General features: G+C 43.1%; 18 protein-coding genes. All 18 read left to right on the plus strand.

All coding sequences use genetic code 11. The features are described 5' to 3' along the window. The first annotated feature begins 203 nt into the window (after positions 1–203). The 18 genes from rpoB to ADI76_RS00355 all read left to right on the plus strand — a co-directional run bounded on the left by rpoB (position 204) and on the right by ADI76_RS00355 (position 19880). Positions 204–3773, plus strand: a complete 3570-nt coding sequence (gene rpoB, locus ADI76_RS00275) for a DNA-directed RNA polymerase subunit beta (protein WP_049513841.1) — start codon at positions 204–206, stop codon at positions 3771–3773. Positions 3774–3932: 159 nt separating this feature from the next. Continuing rightward, positions 3933–7586, plus strand: coding sequence for a DNA-directed RNA polymerase subunit beta' (rpoC, locus tag ADI76_RS00280; RefSeq protein WP_049513843.1), 3654 nt, complete (start codon positions 3933–3935; stop codon positions 7584–7586). Between the two features lie 322 nt (positions 7587–7908). Beyond that, positions 7909–9063 carry a non-hydrolyzing UDP-N-acetylglucosamine 2-epimerase gene (gene wecB / locus ADI76_RS00285; protein WP_049513846.1) on the plus strand — a complete coding sequence of 385 codons (1155 nt, stop codon included), beginning with the start codon at positions 7909–7911 and terminating at the stop codon, positions 9061–9063. After that, positions 9064–9852 (plus strand): hypothetical protein, encoded by a 789-nt coding sequence (locus ADI76_RS00290; protein WP_049513848.1) that lies wholly within the window; start codon positions 9064–9066, stop codon positions 9850–9852. It begins immediately after the preceding gene. Between the two features lie 9 nt (positions 9853–9861). Then, on the plus strand, positions 9862–10002 hold the full coding sequence (locus tag ADI76_RS11515; RefSeq protein ID WP_003004308.1) for a hypothetical protein: 141 nt from the start codon (positions 9862–9864) through the stop codon (positions 10000–10002). Next, positions 9995–11305 carry a glycosyltransferase family 2 protein gene (locus ADI76_RS00295; RefSeq protein WP_023919655.1) on the plus strand — a complete coding sequence of 437 codons (1311 nt, stop codon included), beginning with the start codon at positions 9995–9997 and terminating at the stop codon, positions 11303–11305. The genes ADI76_RS11515 and ADI76_RS00295 overlap by 8 nt, the downstream gene beginning before the upstream one ends. An 8-nt stretch (positions 11306–11313) precedes the next feature. Continuing rightward, entirely contained in the window at positions 11314–12417 is a 1104-nt protein-coding gene (locus ADI76_RS00300) for a glycosyl hydrolase family 8 (protein WP_049513850.1), read from the plus strand. A gap of 220 nt (positions 12418–12637) precedes the next feature. Beyond that, on the plus strand, positions 12638–13027 hold the full coding sequence (locus ADI76_RS00305; RefSeq protein ID WP_049513852.1) for a DUF1033 family protein: 390 nt from the start codon (positions 12638–12640) through the stop codon (positions 13025–13027). Between the two features lie 87 nt (positions 13028–13114). Further along, entirely contained in the window at positions 13115–14056 is a 942-nt protein-coding gene (gene comGA, locus ADI76_RS00310) for a competence type IV pilus ATPase ComGA (RefSeq protein ID WP_049513854.1), read from the plus strand. Continuing rightward, positions 13989–15020, plus strand: coding sequence for a competence type IV pilus assembly protein ComGB (comGB, locus tag ADI76_RS00315; RefSeq protein WP_193390711.1), 1032 nt, complete (start codon positions 13989–13991; stop codon positions 15018–15020). Before comGA ends, comGB begins: the two co-directional genes overlap by 68 nt. Further along, positions 15017–15334 carry a competence type IV pilus major pilin ComGC gene (comGC, locus tag ADI76_RS00320; RefSeq protein WP_049513856.1) on the plus strand — a complete coding sequence of 106 codons (318 nt, stop codon included), beginning with the start codon at positions 15017–15019 and terminating at the stop codon, positions 15332–15334. Before comGB ends, comGC begins: the two co-directional genes overlap by 4 nt. Next, a complete protein-coding gene (comGD, locus tag ADI76_RS00325) occupies positions 15324–15728 on the plus strand; it encodes a competence type IV pilus minor pilin ComGD (protein WP_049513894.1) in 405 nt (134 codons plus the stop codon). The genes comGC and comGD overlap by 11 nt, the downstream gene beginning before the upstream one ends. After that, positions 15694–15981, plus strand: coding sequence for a competence type IV pilus minor pilin ComGE (gene comGE, locus ADI76_RS00330; RefSeq protein ID WP_049513859.1), 288 nt, complete (start codon positions 15694–15696; stop codon positions 15979–15981). Before comGD ends, comGE begins: the two co-directional genes overlap by 35 nt. Further along, on the plus strand, positions 15971–16423 hold the full coding sequence (gene comGF, locus ADI76_RS00335; protein WP_049513861.1) for a competence type IV pilus minor pilin ComGF: 453 nt from the start codon (positions 15971–15973) through the stop codon (positions 16421–16423). The genes comGE and comGF overlap by 11 nt, the downstream gene beginning before the upstream one ends. Then, positions 16389–16847 carry a competence type IV pilus minor pilin ComGG gene (gene comGG / locus ADI76_RS00340; RefSeq protein WP_049513863.1) on the plus strand — a complete coding sequence of 153 codons (459 nt, stop codon included), beginning with the start codon at positions 16389–16391 and terminating at the stop codon, positions 16845–16847. Before comGF ends, comGG begins: the two co-directional genes overlap by 35 nt. A gap of 30 nt (positions 16848–16877) precedes the next feature. Next, positions 16878–17831 (plus strand): class I SAM-dependent methyltransferase, encoded by a 954-nt coding sequence (locus ADI76_RS00345; protein ID WP_049513865.1) that lies wholly within the window; start codon positions 16878–16880, stop codon positions 17829–17831. A 51-nt stretch (positions 17832–17882) separates the two neighbouring features. Further along, a complete protein-coding gene (locus ADI76_RS00350; RefSeq protein WP_049513868.1) occupies positions 17883–19076 on the plus strand; it encodes an acetate kinase in 1194 nt (397 codons plus the stop codon). A gap of 72 nt (positions 19077–19148) precedes the next feature. Continuing rightward, complete coding sequence (locus ADI76_RS00355; protein ID WP_049513870.1) at positions 19149–19880, plus strand: CPBP family intramembrane glutamic endopeptidase; 732 nt, start codon at positions 19149–19151, stop codon at positions 19878–19880. Positions 19881–19984 lie beyond the last annotated feature (104 nt).

Here is a 19984-nt window from a genome sequence, read left to right on the forward strand (position 1 = left end):
AGCTGCTCTTTTTGTGCCTATTTTTCAGGAAAACCCTAGTTTGTTACACAAATTTAATTTTTCTAAAAATTACAAAAAGCGACGAATAAGGTGAAGAGACAGCTCTTCACGTGATGCAAATCACAAAATTGTAGTTAAAACCGGATAGGTGGTAGGAGTGATGTTACCAAGCTATCCTAGTATAGAAAAAGGAGCTAAAAACTTTGGCAGGACATGACGTTCAATACGGGAAACATCGGACCCGTCGTAGTTTTTCAAGAATCAAAGAGGTTCTTGATTTACCAAACTTGATTGAAATCCAGACAGACTCATTCAAAGATTTCTTGGATCATGGCTTGAAGGAAGTATTTGAAGATGTGCTTCCAATCTCAAACTTCACGGATACAATGGAATTGGAATTTGTGGGTTATGAAATCCGCGAACCCAAGTATTCGCTTGAAGAAGCGCGCATTCACGATGCCAGCTACTCAGCACCAATCTTTGTGACCTTCCGTTTGGTCAACAAAGAAACAGGTGAAATCAAGACCCAAGAAGTTTTCTTTGGTGATTTCCCAATCATGACTGAAATGGGAACTTTCATCATCAATGGGGGAGAACGGATTATCGTATCTCAATTGGTCCGCTCACCAGGTGTCTACTTCAATGATAAGGTGGACAAGAATGGTAAGATTGGTTATGGATCAACAGTTATCCCTAACCGTGGAGCTTGGTTAGAGCTTGAAACCGACTCAAAAGACATCGCCTACACACGCATCGACCGCACACGTAAAATTCCATTTACAACGCTTGTGCGTGCTCTTGGATTCTCAGGAGATGATGAAATCATCGATATCTTTGGGGATAGCGAATTGGTTCGCAATACTATCGAAAAAGATATCCACAAAAATCCAATGGATTCACGGACAGATGAAGCCCTCAAAGAAATCTACGAGCGTCTTCGTCCAGGTGAACCAAAAACAGCGGAAAGCTCACGTAGCTTGTTGGTAGCCCGTTTCTTTGATCCACGTCGTTATGACTTGGCACCAGTTGGTCGCTACAAGATCAACAAGAAACTCAATATCAAGAACCGCTTGTTGAACCAAACGATTGCAGAACCGTTGGTGGATGCTGAAACAGGAGAAATCCTTGTAGAAGCTGGTACCGTGATGACGCGCGATGTCATCGACAGCATCTCAGGACAATTGGATAATGGTTTGAACAAAATCACTTACATTCCAAATGATGCTGCTGTTTTGACAGAACCAGTTGAATTGCAAAAATTCAAAGTTGTCGCTCCAACAGATCCAGACCGTGTTGTCACCATCATCGGAAATGCTAATCCATCTGACAAAGTACGCATCGTAACTCCAGCAGATATCTTGGCAGAGATGAGCTATTTCTTGAACCTTGCAGAAGGAATTGGCCGTGTAGATGATATCGACCACCTTGGAAACCGTCGGATTCGTGCCGTTGGTGAATTGCTTGCCAACCAAGTGCGTCTTGGACTTTCACGGATGGAACGAAACGTTCGCGAACGGATGTCTGTGCAAGATAACGATATCTTGACACCACAACAAATTATTAACATTCGTCCAGTAACTGCAGCGATCAAAGAATTCTTTGGTTCTTCACAGTTGTCACAGTTCATGGACCAACACAACCCACTTTCTGAGTTGTCTCACAAACGTCGTTTGTCTGCCTTAGGGCCTGGTGGTTTGACACGTGACCGTGCCGGATATGAAGTGCGTGACGTGCACTATACCCACTATGGTCGGATGTGTCCAATCGAAACACCTGAAGGACCAAACATCGGTTTGATCAACAACTTGTCTTCATACGGACACTTGAACAAATATGGTTTCATCCAAACGCCATACCGGAAAGTGGACCGTGAAAAAGGTGTAGTGACCAACGAAATCGTTTGGTTGACAGCCGATGAAGAAGATGAGTACATCGTCGCTCAGGCCAACTCTAAGTTGAACGAAAAGGGTGGCTTTGCTGAGCCAATCGTTATGGGACGTCACCGTGGTAACAACCAAGAGTTCCCATCTGATCAAGTCGACTACATGGACGTGTCTCCAAAACAAGTAGTTGCCGTTGCGACAGCATGTATTCCTTTCTTGGAAAACGATGACTCCAACCGTGCCCTCATGGGTGCCAACATGCAACGTCAGGCTGTTCCATTGATTGATCCAAAAGCCCCTTATGTGGGTACTGGTATGGAATACCAAGCAGCCCATGACTCAGGTGCTGCAGTTATTGCACAACATGGTGGTAAGGTTACCTATGCAGATGCGGATAAGGTGGAAGTCCGTCGGGAAGATGGTTCTTTGGACGTCTACCATGTTCAAAAATTCCGTCGTTCAAACTCCGGTACAGCCTACAACCAACGTACTCTGGTTAAAGTTGGTGAAACCGTTGAAAAAGGTGACTTTATCGCTGACGGTCCATCAATGGAAAAAGGGGAAATGGCCCTTGGTCAAAACCCAATCGTCGCTTACATGACTTGGGAAGGGTATAACTTCGAGGATGCCGTTATCATGAGCGAACGCTTGGTGAAAGAAGATGTCTACACATCTGTTCACTTGGAAGAATTCGAATCAGAAACACGCGATACCAAGTTAGGCCCTGAAGAAATTACCCGTGAAATTCCAAACGTCGGTGAAGATGCTCTTCGTGACTTGGATGAAACAGGTATTATCCGTATTGGTGCTGAGGTTAAAGAAGGCGATATCCTTGTCGGTAAGGTAACACCGAAAGGTGAAAAAGACCTTTCTGCTGAAGAACGTCTCCTTCACGCTATCTTTGGGGATAAATCTCGTGAGGTGCGTGATACATCACTCCGTGTACCTCACGGTGGAGATGGAGTCGTTCGCGATGTTAAGATCTTTACCCGTGCAAACGGTGATGAATTACAATCTGGTGTCAACATGTTGGTTCGTGTTTACATTGCACAAAAACGTAAGATCCGCGTCGGAGATAAGATGGCCGGTCGTCACGGAAACAAAGGGGTTGTGTCTCGTATTGTTCCAGTTGAAGATATGCCTTACCTTCCAGACGGTACACCAGTTGATATCATGTTGAACCCTCTTGGGGTGCCATCACGTATGAATATCGGTCAGGTTATGGAACTTCACCTTGGTATGGCAGCTCGTAACTTGGGTATTCACATCGCAACACCAGTCTTTGATGGAGCAAGCTCAGAAGACCTCTGGGATACTGTGAAAGAAGCTGGTATGGATAGCGATGCTAAGACGATTCTTTACGATGGACGTACAGGTGAGCCGTTTGACAACCGTGTATCTGTCGGTGTCATGTACATGATCAAGCTTCACCACATGGTTGATGATAAACTCCATGCCCGTTCAGTCGGACCATACTCAATGGTTACCCAACAACCACTCGGAGGGAAAGCTCAGTTTGGTGGACAACGTTTCGGGGAAATGGAAGTGTGGGCCCTTGAGGCTTATGGTGCATCAAATGTCCTTCAAGAAATCTTGACTTACAAGTCAGATGATGTCAACGGACGTTTGAAAGCCTATGAAGCGATTACCAAAGGTAAACCAATTCCAAAACCAGGTGTACCAGAATCCTTCCGCGTTCTTGTCAAAGAATTGCAATCACTTGGTCTTGACATGCGTGTCTTGGACGAAGATGATCAAGAAGTGGAACTTCGTGACCTTGATGAAGGGGAAGACGATGATGTGATTCATGTGGATGACCTTGAAAAAGCACGTGAAAAAGCAGCAAAGGAAGCAAAAGCAGCCTTTGATGCCGAAGAATCAGAAAAATAATCAGTAAAAATGATTGTCCTGTGAGCAACCAATGCTTCTAGCAGGATGATTCGATAACAAGATACAGACACAAGGAGGTGGCAAGAAAGTTTCCTTTCTTCCTCCACCTAAGCTGTATCCAAATAAAACAAGTATGAAAAAAAGGAAAGGTAAGAAATAGTGGTTGATGTAAATCGTTTTAAAAGTATGCAAATCACCCTAGCTTCTCCAAGCAAGGTCCGTTCATGGTCTTATGGAGAGGTCAAGAAACCTGAAACAATCAACTACCGTACATTGAAACCAGAACGTGAAGGTCTCTTTGATGAAGTCATCTTTGGACCTACAAAAGACTGGGAATGTGCGTGTGGGAAATACAAACGAATCCGTTACAAAGGGATTGTTTGTGACCGCTGTGGGGTTGAAGTAACACGTGCGAAAGTTCGTCGTGAACGCATGGGGCACATTGAGTTGAAAGCACCTGTATCACACATCTGGTACTTCAAAGGAATCCCTTCTCGTATGGGATTGACCTTGGATATGAGCCCTCGTGCCCTTGAAGAAGTCATCTACTTCGCAGCTTATGTGGTGATCGATCCAAAAGATACTCCACTTGAGCACAAATCCATCATGACGGAACGTGAATACCGTGAACGCTTGCGTGAATACGGACCAGGTTCCTTTGTAGCTAAGATGGGTGCAGAAGCTATCCAAGACCTCTTGAAACAAGTGGATCTGGAAGCTGAAATTGCTCTCTTGAAAGAAGAATTGAAGACTGCAACTGGTCAAAAACGTGTGAAGGCTGTGCGTCGTTTGGATGTCTTGGACGCCTTCTACAAATCTGGCAACAAGCCAGAATGGATGGTCCTCAACATCCTTCCTGTTATTCCACCAGATCTTCGTCCGATGGTCCAATTGGATGGTGGCCGTTTTGCCGCCTCTGACTTGAATGACCTTTATCGCCGGGTAATTAACCGGAACAACCGTTTGGCACGTTTGTTGGAATTGAATGCCCCTGGTATCATCGTGCAAAACGAAAAACGGATGCTCCAAGAAGCGGTTGACGCTTTGATCGACAACGGTCGTCGTGGTCGTCCAATCACAGGACCAGGTAGCCGTCCACTCAAATCATTGAGTCACATGCTCAAAGGGAAACAAGGACGCTTCCGTCAAAACTTGCTTGGTAAACGGGTGGACTTCTCAGGACGTTCCGTTATCGCCGTTGGTCCAACTCTGAAGATGTACCAATGTGGTGTGCCACGTGAAATGGCTATCGAGCTCTTCAAACCATTTGTTATGCGTGAAATCGTTGCACGTGATATCGTACAAAACGTTAAAGCTGCAAAACGCTTGGTCGAACGTGGAGATGAACGTATCTGGGATATCTTGGAAGAAGTCATCAAAGAACACCCAGTTCTCTTGAACCGCGCACCGACCCTTCACCGTTTGGGGATCCAAGCCTTTGAACCTGTCTTGATTGACGGGAAAGCCCTTCGCTTGCACCCCCTTGTCTGTGAAGCCTACAATGCCGACTTCGATGGAGACCAAATGGCCATCCACGTACCGCTTTCAGAAGAAGCTCAAGCAGAAGCTCGTATCTTGATGTTGGCTGCTGAGCATATCTTGAACCCTAAAGATGGTAAACCAGTCGTTACGCCATCTCAGGATATGGTATTGGGGAACTACTACCTCACTATGGAAGAAGCTGGTCGTGAAGGCGAAGGCATGGTCTTCAAAGACCGTGATGAAGCCGTGATGGCTCTTCGCAATGGCTATGTTCACTTGCATACACGTGTCGGAATTGCGACGGATAGCTTGAACAAACCATGGACAGAAGCACAACAACACAAGATTCTCTTGACAACTGTTGGTAAGATTCTCTTTAACGATATCATGCCTGCAGAGCTTCCATACCTTCAAGAGCCTAATAATGCCAACTTGACAGAAGGTGTTCCAGCTAAGTACTTCTTGGAGCCTGGTCAAGATGTCAAATCAGCGATTGAGAAATTGGAATTAAACGTTCCTTTCAAGAAGAAAAATCTTGGAAATATCATCGCCGAAATCTTCAAACGTTTCCGTACAACTGAAACGTCTGCTTTCTTGGACCGCTTGAAAGACTTAGGTTACCATCACTCAACCCTTGCTGGTTTGACAGTGGGGATTGCCGATATTCCGGTCGTTGAAGATAAGGCAGAGATCATTGAAGAATCTCACAAACGTGTGGAACAAATCACGAAACAATTCCGTCGTGGTTTGATCACAGATGACGAACGCTACAATGCCGTTACAGCTGAATGGCGTGCAGCCCGTGAGAAATTGGAAAAACGCTTGGTGGATAACCAAGATCCGAAGAACCCAATCGTTATGATGATGGACTCTGGAGCCCGTGGTAACATCTCAAACTTCTCGCAACTTGCCGGTATGCGTGGTTTGATGGCTGCTCCAAACGGACGGATCATGGAATTGCCAATCCTTTCAAACTTCCGCGAAGGTTTGTCAGTACTCGAAATGTTCTTCTCAACTCACGGTGCCCGTAAAGGGATGACTGATACGGCCTTGAAGACAGCCGACTCAGGTTACTTGACTCGTCGTTTGGTTGATGTTGCCCAAGACGTAATCATCCGTGAAGATGACTGTGGAACAGACCGTGGACTTGTGATCCGTGCCATTACTGATGGTAAGGAAATGATCGAGCCACTCGAAGAACGCTTGACAGGTCGTTATACCAAGAAATCTGTTAAACACCCTGAAACTGGTGAAGTCATCGTTGGTCCAGATACCTTGATCTCAGAAGACCTAGCACGTGAAATTGTTAATGCTGGTGTGGAAGAAGTCACTATCCGCTCTGTCTTTACATGTAACACCCGCCATGGTGTCTGCCGTCACTGTTATGGTATCAACTTGGCGACTGGTGATGCGGTTGAAGTGGGTGAAGCAGTCGGAACCATCGCTGCCCAATCTATCGGGGAACCTGGTACACAGTTGACCATGCGTACCTTCCACACGGGTGGGGTTGCCTCAAATACCGATATCACTCAAGGTCTTCCTCGTGTCCAAGAAATCTTTGAAGCCCGCAATCCAAAAGGGGAAGCGGTCATCACTGAGGTCAAAGGGGAAGTCACAGCCATTGAAGAAGATGCTTCTACACGGACCAAGAAAGTCTTTGTTAGCGGAGCAACTGGTGAGGGTGAATACGTTGTCCCTTACACTGCCCGCATGAAAGTCGAAGTAGGAGATCAAGTCTCTCGTGGTGCAGCTCTGACAGAAGGGTCTATCCAACCAAAACGTCTCCTTGCCGTTCGTGATGTCTTGTCGGTTGAAACTTACCTTCTTGCGGAAGTACAAAAAGTATACCGTAGCCAAGGGGTAGAAATCGGCGACAAACACATTGAGGTAATGGTTCGTCAAATGATCCGTAAAGTACGTGTCATGGATCCAGGAGATACAGACCTTCTCATGGGTACGCTTATGGACATTACAGACTTTACAGATGCTAATAAGGATGTCCTTATCTCTGGTGGAGTTCCTGCGACTGCTCGTCCAGTCCTTATGGGAATCACCAAAGCCTCTCTTGAAACCAACAGTTTCTTGTCAGCTGCTTCCTTCCAAGAAACCACTCGTGTTCTTACTGACGCAGCGATCCGTGGTAAGAAAGACCATCTCCTTGGACTGAAGGAAAATGTTATCATTGGTAAGATTATTCCTGCAGGTACAGGGATGGCTCGTTACCGTAACTTGGAACCACAAGCGATTAACGAAGTTGAAATCATCGAAGAAGTGCCAGTAACAGATGGAACAGTCGATGAAGTTCAAACAGCTGAAGTCGTAGAAGAATAAGAAAAAAAGTCGGAACTACATGTTCCGGCTTTTTTTTGAAAAAATTATAAAAATTTATTATTTAAAAAATAATTGTATAATTATTGATTTATTTTTTTACCAAAAATATTAGCCTGCTAGAAGTCGTGTTGTAAATACTTACAATTAGTGATTATATGGATATGTATTCTAAACACCAAAATAATAAAATGACTAACTATTAGTAATTTCTTTATAAAACCCAAAATCGGTTTGACATTTAAAGTCATTGGCGGTAGAATGGAAAAAGATGTACACAAATTAAAAAAATGTCGAATTACATGTATGTCAACGGGGGAAGTTTATGGGAAAATTGAAAATTATGGTTGTGTTTGGGACGCGACCGGAGGCCATTAAAATGGCCCCTTTGGTGTTGGAGTTGCAAAAGCAGAGGGAGACCATTGAGACCATTACGGTGGTCACTGCCCAGCACCGTCAAATGCTGGACCAGGTTTTAGAAACCTTTAACATCGTACCTGATTACGATTTGGATATTATGGGGAAAAGCCAGACCTTATTAGACATTACCTCTAAAATTCTGAATCAATTAGATCCAGTTATCAAAAAAGAAAAGCCAGATATGGTGCTCGTTCATGGAGATACGACCACTACCTTTGCGGCGAGTTTGGTTGCCTTTTACAATCAAGTCCGCATTGGTCACGTCGAAGCCGGTTTGAGAACCTTTGATAAATATTCTCCGTATCCAGAAGAGATGAACCGTCAAATGACGGATGATCTAGCGGATCTGTATTTTGCGCCGACTGGCGAAAGTAAGGCCAATCTCTTAAAAGAAAATCATCCGGAATCCTCTATTGTGGTGACAGGAAATACTGCTATTGATGCACTGAAACTCACGGTTCAAGAGAACTATCATCACGAAGTACTGGATCAATTAGATCCAGCTAAAAAAATCATCCTTGTCACCATGCATCGAAGAGAAAATCAAGGAGCTCCCATGAGAGCGGTCTTTGGAGCTCTGAGAGAAATGGTGGATCAAGAACCGGATATTGAAGTGGTTTACCCAGTGCACCTTAGTCCAGCGGTACAAGAGGCGGCAAACGATCTATTAGGAGATCATGATCGGATCCATCTCATTGCACCTTTAGATGTGCTTGACTTCCACAACTTGGCTTCGAGAAGTTACTTTATCATGTCGGATTCAGGTGGGGTACAAGAAGAAGCACCATCATTGGGGAAACCGGTATTGGTATTGCGTGATACAACAGAACGCCCAGAAGGGGTCAAAGCAGGAACTTTGAAATTAGTTGGTACGGATCCTGCCGTCGTCAAATCCACGATGACGGAGCTCTTAACCAACGAACATCTTTATCTAGAAATGGCAAATGCCCGAAATCCTTATGGAGATGGAAGAGCTTCTGAGCGAATCGTGCAAGCTATTAAACATTACTTTGGCCAGGGAGATGCTGCTGAAGAATTTCATGAGGGAGAGAAAGAATAAATGAAAAAAACGGAAAAGTTAAGTAAATGGTTGCTAATTTTGATTGTTTTCGAAGTACTTCTTTTACTTTACTGCTTGTTTTTTGCAAGAGAGATTCTGATTGAAGAAGGATTATTCTTTGTTTTAGGATTATTTTCTGCTATTGTTTTATCAGATTTGTTGTTGACATGGACCATCCTGTTGTCATTTGCCCTAGGGATTGTCTTTTTGGTGGCGGGTGTTGTCTATATCCCATTTCATCAAGCCTTGCTTCTGCTCTTTAGTTTTCCAATCTTGATTGGAATTTTGACCCAAATTCGCTACCACCTCTTTAAAGAGATTGCAAAAGTGAAGGATCAAGAGCCAGAAGCTTACGCAGATTACCGTAACCGCATCGCTTCTTATGGTGGGGAAACCAATGATACGATTCAAGCCTTACTCATTCACTGGTCGCACGAGGAATTGTTCTTCCAATTGCAACCGAGAGAGTACAATCGGACCTTGAACCAAATCAACTATTTGGTAACGCATCATCTAAAGCCAAATGAAAGCTTGTATTATGTATCAGATGGTAATTTCTTGATCTTATCTTCTGATAGCGAGCGGGATCTGAAGGGCGATTATATGACAGTCTTAAAACCACAGTTGGAAGGACTGGTGTTCCAAGGAGAAGATGGGGTGCAAGCCATCCAATTTCAGTCCGGCTTTCTTGTAGTAGATCAATCAAATCGCACCAAATACCATCGCTATAAAGAAATGATTCGTTACTTAAAACGTCAACTTGAAACAGATATTATTGTGGAATATTAGGAGGAAAACATGTCTCTTACAAATATATTTTTTAATATAGCTGTAGGCATTAGTGTATTTTTTGCCTTGTGCTTTATTGTATTATTTGTAGCTTATACGGTGATTTACCGCCGTGTCAATAAAAACTTTAAGGCGGTGGACCATGATTAGTCAAATTGTGATGATTATTGCCTTGATTTCGATTTGGCTGTCCTTAGCCTGGGGCCTAGTAATCCTCTTTTCAGCCGTTCATTTTTGGTTTAAACACAGTGATTTTCGTGTCAATACGGATCCGCTTCCTTATTATCCAAAAGTGACGATCGTCGTACCTGCCCATAATGAGGATGTGGTTATTGCACAGACAGCCAAAGCGATCCTTGATTTGAACTACCCACATGATCGTGTAGAATTACTACTGTTTGCGGATAATTGTTCCGATCGCACTTATGAAGAGTGTTTGGCAGTTAAAGCATTGCCAGAGTATGCAGGACGTGATTTGACCATTATCAATCGCAGTGGGACAGGTGGGAAAGCCGGTGTGTTAAATGACGCTTTGGCTATGGCGACCGGAGACTATATCTGTGTCTATGATGCAGATGCCATGCCTGAAAAGAATGCTCTTTATTTCCTTGTGAAAGAAGTGCTCAAAGATCCAGAGCGTCATGTGGCTTCTTTTGGTCGCAATAAAACGCGGAATGCCGGTCAAAACTTCTTGACTCGCTGTATCAACCAAGAAATTGTCGTCACCCAACGGGTTCACCATGTAGGCATGTGGCATCTCTTTAAGATTGGACGGATTCCAGGAACCAACTTCATTATTCAAACTGAATTTGTCAAGAGTATTGGGGGATGGAAAAACGGTGCCTTAACAGAGGATACGGATATTTCCTTTAAGATTATGCAAAGTGGGAAGTTGATTGCTCTAGCCTATAATTCAGAAGCATTTCAACAGGAACCTGAGACCCTGAAGAGTTATTATATGCAACGGAAACGTTGGGCCAAAGGGAATTATGAAGTGGTTCTTTCTAACTTCAAGCATTTATTTGGTAAGGGAAATTGGCGCGTGAAGTTAGAAGTGACCAACTATTCCTGTATCTTCTTCTGGTTCAATGCAGCTATCGTGTTATCAGACTTGATCTTTTTTGCCAATATTCTGGCCATGTGTCTCCATACAGTGGTGCCAGGCGTGCAAATTCCATTTGCCTTTGATTCAGAAAATATCTATATTGCGCAATTGATGTTGTTTAATTGGATCTTGATGATTGGGCTCTACTTACTTCAGATTAATGTGGCTCTTGCCTCACAATTTGGTCAAGCAACTACCAAGCAAATTTGGTTGGCCTTAGCTGCCTACTTCACCTATTCTCAACTGTTTATCATTGTATCAATTGATGCCATCTCTTCGATTGTGATGGATAAACTATTGCACCGGAAAGAAACTAAATGGGTTAAAACAAAACGATTCGCAGGATAGGAGAAATTATGAATACGAAAAAGATGAGATATGTATGGTTTCTAGTCATCCTTTGCATTTTCTGTTTGACCTTGTTTTTAGCGAGAACGAGAAGTAAAGTGGAGATGCGAAATCGAATTTACCGTCAGTGGGATGAGCATTTTGTTGTTTCAAAAGGGAAAGAATCCTATGTTCGAACCACCAATGATAGCAATCAAACGGTGGTTTTATCTGAAGCGCAAAGTTATGGAATGCTCATTACTGTTGCGGCTGCTAAAAAAGGACAAGCCCAACAAGCAGACTTTGACAGACTCTATCAATATTATCTAAATCATCGCTTGGAAGGTACCCAATTGATGTCTTGGAAACAAACCATCAGCAATGGAAAAGCAAAGGATGAGGACCATAACGCCACAGATGGAGATCTCTATATTGCCTATGCTCTTCTAAAAGCTGCTCAGCAATGGCCAAAGCAAGCCAAAGACTACCAGGCTCAAGCCAAAGCGATTTTAGAAGATATTCTCGCACACAATTACAATGAAGAAACCGGTGTGTTAACGGTGGGAAATTGGGCCAATCAGGATTCGGAATTCTATCATTTGATGCGGACGTCTGATACACTGCCAGCGCAATTCCAGATCTTTTATGAAGTGACAAAAGATTCGAAGTGGTTGGACATCAAAGAAAAGATGTTGCAGCAACTCCAAACGATCAGCTCCCAAACAAAAACAGGTTTACTACCTGATTTCATCTGGGTAGATGAGCAAGGGACTCGCGTAGCAGATCCCAAGACGATTGAATCCAAGTATGATGGAGCCTACTCGTATAATGCTTGTCGCCTTCCATATAACCTTGTTCAAAGTAAGGATGCAACCAGTCAAAAATTGGTGAAAAAGATGCTTAACTTTTTCAAGAGTCAAAGAAACCTGTACGCGGGTTATGACTTGAAAGGAAAGGCCTTGAACAATCATCAGGCAGCAAGTTTTTTGGCACCGATAGTCTATGCTTCTGAACACGAAAAAGGCTATCTGAAGTTGGTGCAACAGAATAAGTATATCTTCACACAAGATCTACCTCTGAACAACTATTATGATGCAACCATGACAACCATGATTGCACTTGAATTGTTCTAAATACTTGAGAAGAGAGAGTTCCCAGGATGGCTCGTCATTTTGTTGGGACTCTCTTTTTTGATTCTCGAAAAAAGGACCCAAGAGAAATCAAGTAGTCTATTTTTGAAAAATAACTGTGGAAATCACATGAAAACTGCCTGAAAAATTATGCTCTGAGCAGAAAACTTTTATTCTCAAAGGATTTTCTATATAATAGAAGATACAAAGGATGGAAGAGTTTATGTATCGTGTGATTGAAATGTATGGGGACTGTGAACCCTGGTGGTTTTTAGAAGGTTGGGAAGAAGATATTGTCAGTAGTCGGAAGTTTGAAGACTATTACCAGGCTTTGAAATACTACAAGCAGAAATGGTTAGAGTTGAATGCACACTTTCCAAGTTATAAGAGTCGGAGTGATCTCATGACGATCTTTTGGGATACCAACGAGCAAGAGTGGTGTGAGGACTGCAGTGATGATGTGCAGTTTTTCCACTCGATAGTTCTGCTAGAAGACGAGCACAAGATCCCTAAAAGCAAGCTCCGTCCAGGTTACGAAAAGGAAAAAGGAAGTCGCAAACATCGTTCTTGTCAATATACACTCGATTCAAAAAAGGGGACAACCCTGTCATAAGAGATATTTAGAAGATTTTTTAGAGCTATCTAGAAAGTCTTCTTTTTTTGTCTTCTTTTTCGAATAGTATAAGTGAGAGGAGGAACTATGGTTCAAGAAATTGCAAAAAAATTGATCCGTATGGGAAAAAAAGAAGAAGCCCAGGATCTCTACTTTATTCCTCGGAGAGAGGAGTACCAGGTTTTTATGAGGGTTGGAGATGAGAGGCGCTTTGTACAATCCTTCCCTTTTGAGGAGATGATGGCTATGATCAGTCACTTTAAGTTCGTAGCAGGCATGAATGTGGGAGAAAAAAGGCGGAGCCAGCTAGGGTCGTGTGATTACCCTCTGGAGGATGGGCTGGTTTCGATTCGCTTGTCGACGGTGGGGGATTATCGTGGCTATGAAAGCTTGGTTATTCGGCTCTTGCATGATGAGGAACGCGAATTGCGTTTTTGGTTTGATCAGCTACCTGAGTTGAAGAAGAAATTGGCTGGTCGTGGGCTCTATCTCTTTGCGGGCCCTGTTGGTTCGGGAAAGACCACTCTCATGCATGCTTTGGCGCAAGAGTGCTTTGCGGACCAGCAAGTCATGTCCATTGAGGATCCTGTCGAGATCAAGCAGGATAATATGTTACAGCTTCAGCTGAACGACCAGATCGGCATGACCTATGACAACCTGATCAAACTCTCCTTACGTCATCGGCCGGACCTTCTCATCATTGGGGAAATTCGAGATAAGGAAACAGCTCGTGCAGTCGTACGAGCTAGTTTGACAGGGGTCACAGTCTTCTCTACTATTCATGCCAAGAGCGTTCGAGGTGTTTATGAGAGGCTCTTAGAGCTTGGAGTGAGTGAGGAAGAGCTCAAGATTGTTTTACAAGGTATTTGCTACCAACGATTAATTGCAGGAGGAGGTGTTGTCGATTTTGCGACGGAAAACTACCAAGAACACTCAGCCAGCCGCTGGAACCAACAAATGGATCTCTTGGCTCAATCGGGATATATCCAGCTGGCTCAGGCACAAGCCGAAAAAATTATCTACAACTAAACAAAAGCAAATCATTGAATTGTTTTTGAATCTTTATTCGAGTGGTTTTCATCTGTCTGAGATTGTTGATTTTTTGGATCGTTCCCACCTAGTGGAGAGTTATTTGGTCTCCCAGATGCGAGCAGATCTCTCTCGGGGGCGGAGTTTTTCAGAGATGATGGCGGGGATCGGTTTTTCAGATGCGGTCACGACGCAGCTGTCTCTTGCTGAGCTCCATGGAAATCTTGCATTGAGCTTGGAGAAAATCAGTGCTTACCTAGAAAACATGCGCAAGGTCAAGAAAAAGTTGATCGAAGTTAGCACTTATCCTCTTATCTTACTTGGGTTTTTAGTTTTGATTATGCTAGGCCTGCGCAATTATTTGCTCCCTCAAATAGATGCACAAAATATTGGTACGCAATTGATCAGTTCCTTTCCCCAACTCTTTTTGGCGCTCGTAGCGGGAATAGTGGCCCTCTTCTTATTCAGCTTTCTCTATTATCGAAAATCTAGCAAGATCAAAGTTTTTAGAAGCTTGTCCCATCTTCCTTTCGGGAAAGGCATGATTCAAGCTTATTTGACAGCCTATTATGCCAGAGAATGGGGCAATCTGATTGGACAAGGATTGGAGCTGTCTCAGATTTTTACTATGATGCAGGAGCAAAAATCCCAGCTTTTCCAAGAGATTGGAAGAGACTTAGCTCTTTCTTTAGACCGCGGTCAATCCTTTTCAGAGACGGTCGGGGGATATTCTTTTTTCAAAAAAGAATTGCCGCTTATGATTGAATATGGCGAGGTCAAATCAAAGCTTGGAAGTGAGCTAGAGATCTACGCTGAAAAAACATGGGAAGACTTCTTTCGTCGGGTCCACAAGGCCATGAATGTGATACAACCCTTGGTCTTTGTCTTTGTGGCTCTTGTAATTGTCTTACTTTACGCAGCCATGTTGCTGCCGATTTATCAAAATATGGAGGTTCATTTATGAAAAAATTAAAAACATACAAGGTAAAAGCTTTTACGCTTATTGAAATGTTGGTGGTCTTATTGATCATCAGTGTACTCTTATTGCTCTTTGTGCCGAATTTGACCAAGCAAAAAGACTCCGTAAAAGATACAGGAAATGCAGCGGTTGTCAAGGTAGTCGAAAGCCAGGCTGAATTGTATGAACTCAATCATACCAATGACCAAGCCACTCTAGCCAAGCTGATTGTTGAGGGAAATATTACCAACAAACAAGCAGAATCCTACCGTGCCTATTATGCGAAAAATAGTGGAGAAACTCGTGCGGTTGCAGATTAAGGCCTTCACCTTGGTGGAGACCCTTCTGACCTTGATGATCGTCAGTTTTATCTATCTGGGCTTATCGGGATCGATCAAGACGAGCTTTCAGCAGGTGGAAGAAAAAGTATTTTTTGCAGAGTTTGAACATCTCTATCAAGAAAGCCAGAAGATAGCACTGGCAAGGCAAACGGAATTGGATGTTGAAGTGACTGCGAGGAATATTCAAACGCCTTATCAGACGGTGGAGATTCCTGATTCTGTTATTTTGCAAGATCCTAAAACTATTCGTTTAGACCGAGCAGGTGGCAATTCATCCCTGGCCAATGTTCACTTTCAGACACAGAGAGGAGTGGTGACCTATCAGCTTTCGCTTGGAAATGGAAAAATTAAAAAGAGCATCCGTTCCCGCTAGTATTCTCATAGAATCCCTAGTAGCTTTGAGTTTATTTGCCATGATTACGACCCTATTATTAGGGGAGATCCGGCGTTCGCGCAAGGAGCGACTAGCGGATTTCAATGAGGTAGAGGTCTTATCTGTCGCTCAAATGGCGCTTCAGACAGGGCAAAATCATCTGGAGACTAATGGCATTCAGGTTCATGTTGAAAAAGATGCCGATCAAATCACGGTCTATCATCAAGGAAAGGTGGTATTGCATGTGGAATAAAGGAAGGGTTAAGGCCTTTACCTTGCTCGAAGCCTTGGTCGCTCTCTTAGTGCTCAGCGGAGGTGTGTTAGTTTTTCAAGGTTTGACCAAACTCCTGCATGCTGAATTGGACTACCAAGCGCATCAAAAGCAGGAAGAATGGATCTTGTTTCAGCAACAAATGCAGGTGGAATTGGACCGGAGTCATTTTGAAAAAGTGGAGAACAACCATATCTACTTGATTCAGGATCAAAAACCAATTGCGATTGGCCAGTCTAAAGGAGATGATATTCGAAAAACAGATGCAAAGGGCAGGGGCTATCAGCCTATGATTTCAGGTGTTCACTCTAGTCAGATTTGGCAGGAGGGAGAGTTGATTCATCTGCGTTTGAATTTTGAAGAAGGTCTAGAAAGGGAGTATGTCTATCATGTGGTACCAGCGATGCAAAATGAAAAAAGTTAAGGCTGGTGTCTTGCTCTACGCCCTTTTGATGGCAGCGATTTTCAGTCTCTTGCTTCAGTTTTATCTTCACCGTCAGGTCGCGGAAAAACGGATCTTAAAGACGAGTCAAGATCGACTTCGGGCCTATGCTTTGGTACAATTGGCTCTTGAAAAAGGAAAGGGTGATGAGAAGGCATCAGAGATTCACTTAAAGTCTGGAGTTGTTCAGCTACAGCAGGATCCTGGTTTTCTTCATGCCCAGGCTAAGATGGGTGGAGAAAGCTATGAGTTTGTTCTTCCTGTAAGGGAAGAAAAAGATAGTAGAAAGAGCAAAAAAGAAAAGAAGAAGACACAGAAAGATAAAGAGCAGATAGGGAGCGAAAAGCCTTCTGAAGAGACGCCAAAAGAGACGAAGGAGCCATCAGAAAATAGCGAAAAAGACTAATTTTTGGTATGATAGGGTGCGGAGGAAATCATGAATTTCGAAAAAATTGAACAAGCCTATACCTATCTATTAGAAAACACTCAAAGTATTCAAAATGAATTGTCGACCAACTTTTATGACGCCTTGATTGAGCAAAATGCCATGTATTTAGAGGGCAAGACAGATCTAGACATTGTCAAAAATAATAGTCAAAAATTAAAAGAACTAGGTTTAAGTAAGGAAGAATGGCGCAGAGCCTACCAGTTCCTTTTTATGAAAGCTGCTCAAACAGAGCCTTTGCAAGCAAATCACCAGTTCACCCCAGATGCGATTGGTTTTATCATTACATTTTTGATCGATCAGTTGGCCAAAAGCGACCAACTGGATGTCTTAGAAGTGGGAAGTGGGACCGGAAATCTCGCTGAGACCATTGTCAACAATAGCCGTCTCAAGATCGATTATTTAGGATTGGAAGTGGATGATCTCTTGATTGACCTATCTGCTAGTATCGCAGATGTGATGGAGTCTAGCGTTGTCTTTGCACAAGGAGACGCGGTGCGTCCACAAGTTTTGAAAGAAAGTGACCTGATCGTTAGCGACTTACCGATTGGTTATTATCCAGATGATGCGATTGCACAGCGCTATCAGGTAGTGAGCTCCGAAGGGCATACCTATGCCCATCACCTCATGATGGAACAAGCATTGAAATACTTGAAGCCTCAAGGAGTAGCCATCTTTTTAGCACCCAATAATCTCTTGACGAGTCCTCAGAGTGATCTTTTAAAGACTTGGTTGAAAGACAAGGCTCAGATCCTTGCCATGCTGACCTTGCCAGAATCTCTCTTTTCAAATCCAGCCTATGCGAAGACGATTTTTATCTTACGAAAACAAGAAGAAGAGTCTGTTCAGCCCTTTGTCTATCCTTTTACCGATCTCCAGGATCAAGACCAGGTGGTTCACTTCATGGAAAGTTTCCAAAACTGGTTAAAGGATAGTGAAATTTGATCAAAGATCTGATATAATAGAGACAGTGAAAACGCTTAATGAGGTGAATATATGTCGAAAACAATTTCTATTAATGCAGGAAGCTCTAGTTTGAAATGGCAATTGTACCAAATGCCAGAGGAAACTGTTCTTGCAAAAGGGTTGATTGAACGGATCGGTTTGAAAGATTCTATTTCAACTGTTAAATTTGATGGACGTTCAGAAAAACAAGTATTAGATATCCAGGACCATACACAAGCTGTAAAAATTTTGTTGGATGATTTGATTCGCTTTGATATTATCAAATCCTACGATGAGATTACAGGCGTGGGTCACCGCGTCGTTGCTGGTGGAGAATACTTCAATGATTCTGCCTTGGTAGATGACGAAGTCCTTCGAAAAGTAGAGGAATTGTCTTTGTTAGCACCTCTTCATAATCCTGCAAATGCAGCTGGGATTCGGGCTTTTAGAGAGATTTGTCCAGATATTACCAGTGTTGTAGTATTTGATACTTCTTTCCATACAACCATGCCAGAAAAAGCTTATCGTTACCCTCTTCCAACCAAATATTACACAGAAAATAAGGTCCGTAAGTATGGCGCTCATGGAACCAGTCACCAGTATGTAGCTGGTGAAGCTGCTAAATTTCTTGGAAAACCGTTAGAAGAATTGAAATTGATCACCTGCCATGTCGGAAATGGGGTATCTGTTACAGCGGTTGATAAGGGAATTTCTGTCGACACATCGATGGGCTTCACGCCTCTAGGTGGCGTCATGATGGGAACGCGGACAGGGGATCTCGATCCAGCGATTATTCCTTATTTGATGGAACATACAGAGGATTTCAATAAGCCTGAAGACATCAGCCGCATCTTCAATCGTGAATCAGGTCTTCTGGGTGTTTCTGAATCTTCTAGCGACATGCGGGATATTCATACAGCGATGCACAATGGAGACGAAAAAGCCAAATTAGCTTACGATATCTTTATCGATCGTTTGCAAAAATACATTGGTCAATACTTAGCTGTCTTGAATGGTGCAGATGCCATCATTTTTACAGCAGGGATCGGTGAAAATGCAGTAAACGTTCGTTCTTCTATTATCAATGGGATCAGCTGGTTTGGATGCAAGGTCGACCCTGAAAAGAACGTCTTTGGAGTTGTCGGAGATATTTCTACAGACGATTCCCGTGTGAAGGTATTGGTTATTCCAACTGATGAAGAGTTGGTGATTGCGCGTGACGTTGAACGTTTCAAAAATCAGTAAACTGAAATAAAGTGAGAAGGCTAGAGGCGAAAGCCCCAGTCTTCTTATTTTATACAAGAAAGAGGTTGTCCATTGAAAAAAATACAGTCTTTTGTTCGAGAGCACCCATTATGTAAGAATGTTCTCTGGCTCCTGCTTTTTGTGCCCTTATTCTTTCTCTCCCAATTTCCCCTCATCACCATGGTTTATTCCCTTCAAGAAGGAGTGAATGCGGAGTCGGTTACTGTTTTTACAGCCTTAGCTACAGTTGTGGTGCTCTTTGCTTTTTATAGAATCATCAAGATGAGCCCTCTGGAGAACTTAGATGTTCGGGTGATTACCTGGCCGGCTCTGGGGAGAAATTTTCTTTTTCTTCTCTTGTTGATGGCTAATAACTTGCTTGCCTATCCCTTGTTGAAACAAGAGGCAGGTGGTACGACGGCAAATCAAGCAGCTCTAAATGAACTGCAATCTCATGCTCCTTTTCTTGCTATGGGAATGGTCGTGATTCTTGTCGCTCCGATTCTAGAAGAGCTGCTCTGTCGGGCCATCATCCCTCGTTTGATCTTTCGAGGAGCAGAACCGATCGGTTACCTAGCTGGTGCTCTCTTTTTTACTTACTTACATGGACCGAGTACCCTAGGGGAATGGATAGCTTACGGAGGCATGTCCTTGATCTTAACTTGGGTGGCTTATCGCTACAAGCGGATCGAGTATAGCATCTGTCTCCATATGACCTTGAATGCGCTAGCTTATTATTATCCGGCTGTATTCCTCCTTTGTTTATTGCCAGTATTGAGAGTTTTCTTCCATGATAAATTATGATAAAATGGTAGGTACCAATGAGTTTTGATGCAGAATCTTCGTACAGAAGGTCAGAAAAAATAAGCAATCTGTATGGAGAATGAACTCAGAGGTTTAGAACATTT

It is taken from the genome of Streptococcus parasanguinis, assembly GCF_001074805.1.
GTDB classification, from domain to species: domain Bacteria; phylum Bacillota; class Bacilli; order Lactobacillales; family Streptococcaceae; genus Streptococcus; species Streptococcus parasanguinis_A.

Bases quoted from the DNA above. Each gene is read 5' to 3' on its own strand.
- ADI76_RS00305 (WP_049513852.1), top strand. From the start codon at position 12,638: ATGTATCGTGTGATTGAAATGTATGGGGACTGTGAACCCTGGTGGTTT.
- ADI76_RS00295 (WP_023919655.1), top strand. From the start codon at position 9,995: ATGATTAGTCAAATTGTGATGATTATTGCCTTGATTTCGATTTGGCTG.
- comGE (WP_049513859.1), top strand. From the start codon at position 15,694: ATGGAAAAATTAAAAAGAGCATCCGTTCCCGCTAGTATTCTCATAGAA.
- wecB (WP_049513846.1), top strand. From the start codon at position 7,909: ATGGGAAAATTGAAAATTATGGTTGTGTTTGGGACGCGACCGGAGGCC.
- ADI76_RS00300 (WP_049513850.1), top strand. From the start codon at position 11,314: ATGAATACGAAAAAGATGAGATATGTATGGTTTCTAGTCATCCTTTGC.
- comGC (WP_049513856.1), top strand. From the start codon at position 15,017: ATGAAAAAATTAAAAACATACAAGGTAAAAGCTTTTACGCTTATTGAA.
- ADI76_RS00350 (WP_049513868.1), top strand. From the start codon at position 17,883: ATGTCGAAAACAATTTCTATTAATGCAGGAAGCTCTAGTTTGAAATGG.
- ADI76_RS00290 (WP_049513848.1), top strand. From the start codon at position 9,064: ATGAAAAAAACGGAAAAGTTAAGTAAATGGTTGCTAATTTTGATTGTT.
- comGA (WP_049513854.1), top strand. From the start codon at position 13,115: ATGGTTCAAGAAATTGCAAAAAAATTGATCCGTATGGGAAAAAAAGAA.
- comGF (WP_049513861.1), top strand. From the start codon at position 15,971: ATGTGGAATAAAGGAAGGGTTAAGGCCTTTACCTTGCTCGAAGCCTTG.
- ADI76_RS00345 (WP_049513865.1), top strand. From the start codon at position 16,878: ATGAATTTCGAAAAAATTGAACAAGCCTATACCTATCTATTAGAAAAC.
- comGG (WP_049513863.1), top strand. From the start codon at position 16,389: ATGTGGTACCAGCGATGCAAAATGAAAAAAGTTAAGGCTGGTGTCTTG.
- ADI76_RS11515 (WP_003004308.1), top strand. From the start codon at position 9,862: ATGTCTCTTACAAATATATTTTTTAATATAGCTGTAGGCATTAGTGTA.